Here is a 4189-nt window from a genome sequence, read left to right as displayed (position 1 = left end):
ACATTCTTGAGTATAAAGAGAATGTTAATGAAGGAGATACCCAGAAAAGAGTTAAATATAAGAATGGTGATATTGCTGAATATGGGCGGCATCCAAAAAAAGGATTGATTTGGCGAAAGTATGTAGCGTTAGATGAAGAAATTGAAATAGTTCGAATGCCTGATGAGATTAATTATGTGAAAGGTAACATTATAATTAAATATCAATTTAGTAATACTAAAAGGCGATATACAGGACCAGCTCCTTTCGCTGGTTTTATAGGTGCTTTAGCTGAGGTCGGTTTTGAATTGACAACGACAGGAAGTTGCTTTTATGAAGCTTCTTGCTTTCCTAGTTCTGAACATGTTAATGGAACTAGTGTTGATACGATTTATATTAAAAATGTAGATAAAGATCAGAAAATTATAGATGCTATGGCTAAATTTCATTTTATAAAAAGATTGATAGGTATAAATCAATATTGTAAGAAATTATCTAATGCAGAACATCTTGATGAACTTCATGATTCTCATTTACATTCAGGCGATTTTGATGAAACAAAACTGAAGATAATAAATATCTGATTATAAAAATATAAACTATTATATAAGGATGCTACTTATGAGATTTAATTTAACTATAATTTTCTTTTTTAGTTGTCTTGTTTTAAATTCGGTGGATGCTAAAACAAAGGATAATGATATCTATTCTAAACAGCTAAGTAAAGTATTAGAGAAATATCAGGGAGATAAGCATATATCAATTAAGAATTTTGCAAGAAAAATAGATGATTCTTGTAGGATTAAACATTCTTTTAGTGCGACAAAAAAAGAAATAAATGAACGAAGAGAAAGATGCGTATTATCGAAGATGACATATGATTTTGATGAAATGATTAGTCAAATGAAATTAAGAGAAAAAGTATATTTGTATTCAATAAATGGCATTGATCTTTATTTTGAAAAGATGAAAGAAATTGATCCTAAAAGCTTAGAAAGTATAACTATCGAAGAAATGAAGCTTTTTACAAAAATCAATGATGAAATACAAGACAATCTTACCATTTATTATCAAAAAAATGACTATGATGGTTTTTATGTAGAGTATCAAAAATATTATATTGATAATTTTATATACGTTTTAAATTATGGTGCTGATGAATATGGACCGTTAGTTAATTTTTGGAAAAAATATTCAATCAATAATAATGGAAAGTTTACATTAGAGGATTCATTTGAGTGTCATTTTGATAATAATCTTGATAGAAATATATGCAACTAATTTGTAACAAAACTTTTGGTTTTAGTTTTATTGTTAATAACTTCATCATATGATAATCAAATTGATCTACTCAGCTGTTTAGTACAAAACATTGCCTCCATTGATGAATGAATATTTATAATCAGCACTACGAAAAAGTTGGATATGCAGAAAGTATAGAACATCTGTTAGTTAAATATGAAAGTGATTGGTATGCGGATGAGGAGCTAAACAAGTGGAATGATATAGATGATCGGTTTGAAGAAGAAAGAAGTAAAGAAAGATTTTATATCTAAACTGTTAGAGAGGGACTGGCATAACTAAGACGATATAATGGACCAGCTATTTTAGCTGGTTTTATTGGAGCTTTAGCTGAAACAGGTTTACAGCTAACAACAACTGGAAATTGTTTGGTTGAGGCATCCTGTTTTACAAGCTATGAACATGTAAATGGAAAAAGTATTGTTACTTTATATTTGAATGATGATGAGCAAAATTTTATCAACGCAATGCATAAATTTAATTTTAATAAACAAATAACAGGAAAAAATAAAAAGAAATTTGATAATGCAACACAAGAAACGAAAGGTACTCTCCATGATTCTCATTTACATTCAGGTTTTGATGATAGCTCTGTAAAGGAAATAAAATAATATGAAAAATTTAATCTATATTTCAGCATTGTTCATAACTGTAATATTTACTCAGTTTAATATTAATTTTGTAAATGCACTAAATCAAAACAAAGATTTATTATCATTTAGTGAGTTACAAGGAGAAAAATTGATATCAAGTAAAAAATTTATATTATCTGTTAATAAAACTTGTAAAGGCGAATCTAAATTATGCACAATCGTCAAAATAAAAAACAATTATTATCTTCAATTTAGTAAGTTAGATGATGATGAAATAACAATTTCTAAACTAAAAAATAATGTTGAGTTAAAATTGAAAAAAATAAAAAATGACAATCAATTTTTTATAGAAATAGAATTATTATCTTATAAAAATAATGAAAAGGTAGATTCTATAATATGTTACAAATATAAAAATGATCCCAATGACAGTTTGGCTACAGAGAAATTATATTATTTAAAAGATTATGAATTATGGACATTGGATTTTACTTATGATTTAGAATCAACAACAGCAGAAAATTGGAAACAGTATAAAGTAAATCAAAATTCTGGAAAATTTGAGTTATTGAAAAATACACAATAGCACTATTTGTTCCAAAGAGACATACAAGATAAAAAATTTGGTTAGGTTTCAATACTATCTAAGGAAAGGTAATAATAGGCTAATTATTCAAAAAATAAGTACTAATACTGCGATGCATAAATTTAATTTTAATAAATAATTAGTTATTATCCCTAATACAACAGATGAAAGATATGTTTCTTATATTCCTCACTATGGGAAATTAATCACTCTTGGTGGAAAAAATGGTGATGAATTACATAATGATCATTTGCACTTTGAGAACTTTCAATACGAAATAGCCTAGGTCTATCTATGATGCAGATAAAGTCTTTATTTTATGGTTTATTATTTTTACCTATTTTAGCATGTTCACATTCGTAGAACGCTTTAACTCATACTAATTTATTACCTGTGGGAACGCCTCAAATTATAAATAAGAAGCTGGTTAAGGATATTAACGATAATTGTTGGATTGACGGTTATTTTTCTTATACAGACAAAGACTGGGAAAAATATCGTAAAAGATGCAAATTATCGACCTTTTCTTCAAATCAAAGTTTTAAAAAAATCTTTGAAGAACTACAAAAAAATAAAATTGTCTATTTATATCAATCCAAGCAATTTAATATTTATTTAAAAAAAACGACCGATACAGACATTTGTCTTGTTGAAGAAAAACAGCTTGAAGGTGAATGTGCAATTTCACCCACCAAGTTTATTATTACGATGTTTATCGAATCATCGAGCAAAATAATAAATCAACTTATTGTTTATTATAATGAAGATTATGGAAGTGATATGGCTCAAGTGACATTAGATTTTTACATCGATAAACAATTAAATATTTGGTTATTTGAACATCTGTTAGTAGAAGAAGGCGCATCTGCGACTTTGTGGCAACATTACAAAATTAATACCAAAGGAAAGTTTAATTTGCTGGATGAAATAAAATGTCAGTTCGAAAATGGCGGTCTTAAATTGGTTTGTAAAAATAAAAATTTTAAAAATAAATAGTCAGCTTGTTTTAATTGAGTAAAGTGCTATATCAATTTAGGGATATAAATCCCGAAGTTTTACAGCCAATTATAAGCCGTTCTGAATATGATTATCTATTTATGGGATATCGACCGATACATATAGAATCAATCCACTAACGGCAAAGCCTAATTTATTCACCTGATTGTTATAGTGGATTATTTTTCGGGATTAGGCATTGTGACTTATCATATCTATCAGGATGGAAAAATCGAAAAGCATATACCCGAAAAAATATCCCCTGGTTTTGAGCGAAAATATCAATATGTTTATCATGATAAACATAAAAACGAGCATGAAATTTGTATTTGTGAATGGCATACCATTAATAAGAAAAAGTTTGTAGATTCTCCTAGAGAAACATTTAACTATCCAGATCATGGAACTGTGGAGGAAACTAAAACTAACGTTAGTGATGGGTATATTGTGGCTAAAGCGAAATACAAAAATGGTGATATTCATGAATGGATAAAAATAGAAGCAGGTGTAAGTATTTATGAAAGACTAACTATGACTAATGGGAATATTGCTGAATATGGACATCATGACGAACAAGGAGATGTATGGAAACTATATGAAAAGCAGAAGGAAGAAGCCCAAATGGTCCGAATGCCGGATAGTCTTAACTATGAAAGTAGTGGTGTAATTATAAAATATGAACTTAAAGAAACTTTTCGAAAATATATAAATCCAGACTTACTGGCAGGTTTTA

At 27.8% G+C, this 4189-nt stretch carries 4 protein-coding genes and 2 pseudogenes; all 6 read left to right on the top strand.

All coding sequences use genetic code 11. The features are described 5' to 3' along the window. Positions 1-563: pseudogene (locus J3U63_RS13015) on the top strand (hypothetical protein); the annotation flags it as partial. A 37-nt stretch (positions 564-600) separates the two neighbouring features. Next, positions 601-1260 (top strand): hypothetical protein, encoded by a 660-nt coding sequence (locus tag J3U63_RS13010; RefSeq protein WP_267371807.1) that lies wholly within the window; start codon positions 601-603, stop codon positions 1258-1260. Between the two features lie 389 nt (positions 1261-1649). Then, positions 1650-1892 (top strand): hypothetical protein, encoded by a 243-nt coding sequence (locus tag J3U63_RS13005; RefSeq protein WP_267371806.1) that lies wholly within the window; start codon positions 1650-1652, stop codon positions 1890-1892. Position 1893: 1 nt separating this feature from the next. After that, the gene (locus J3U63_RS13000) at positions 1894-2460 is read left to right on the top strand and encodes a hypothetical protein (RefSeq protein ID WP_267371805.1); all 567 of its coding nucleotides are present in this window, start codon (positions 1894-1896) and stop codon (positions 2458-2460) included. A 393-nt stretch (positions 2461-2853) separates the two neighbouring features. Then, positions 2854-3456, top strand: coding sequence for a hypothetical protein (locus J3U63_RS12995; RefSeq protein WP_267371804.1), 603 nt, complete (start codon positions 2854-2856; stop codon positions 3454-3456). Positions 3457-3657: 201 nt separating this feature from the next. Beyond that, a pseudogene (locus tag J3U63_RS12990) lies at positions 3658-4189 on the top strand (hypothetical protein); the annotation flags it as partial.

Origin of the sequence: Gilliamella sp. B2838, assembly GCF_026536185.1 — a bacterium.
Lineage (GTDB): Bacteria > Pseudomonadota > Gammaproteobacteria > Enterobacterales > Orbaceae > Gilliamella.
The sequence above is the reverse complement of the archived record's forward strand: the minus strand, read 5'-3'. Positions and strand labels throughout refer to the sequence as shown.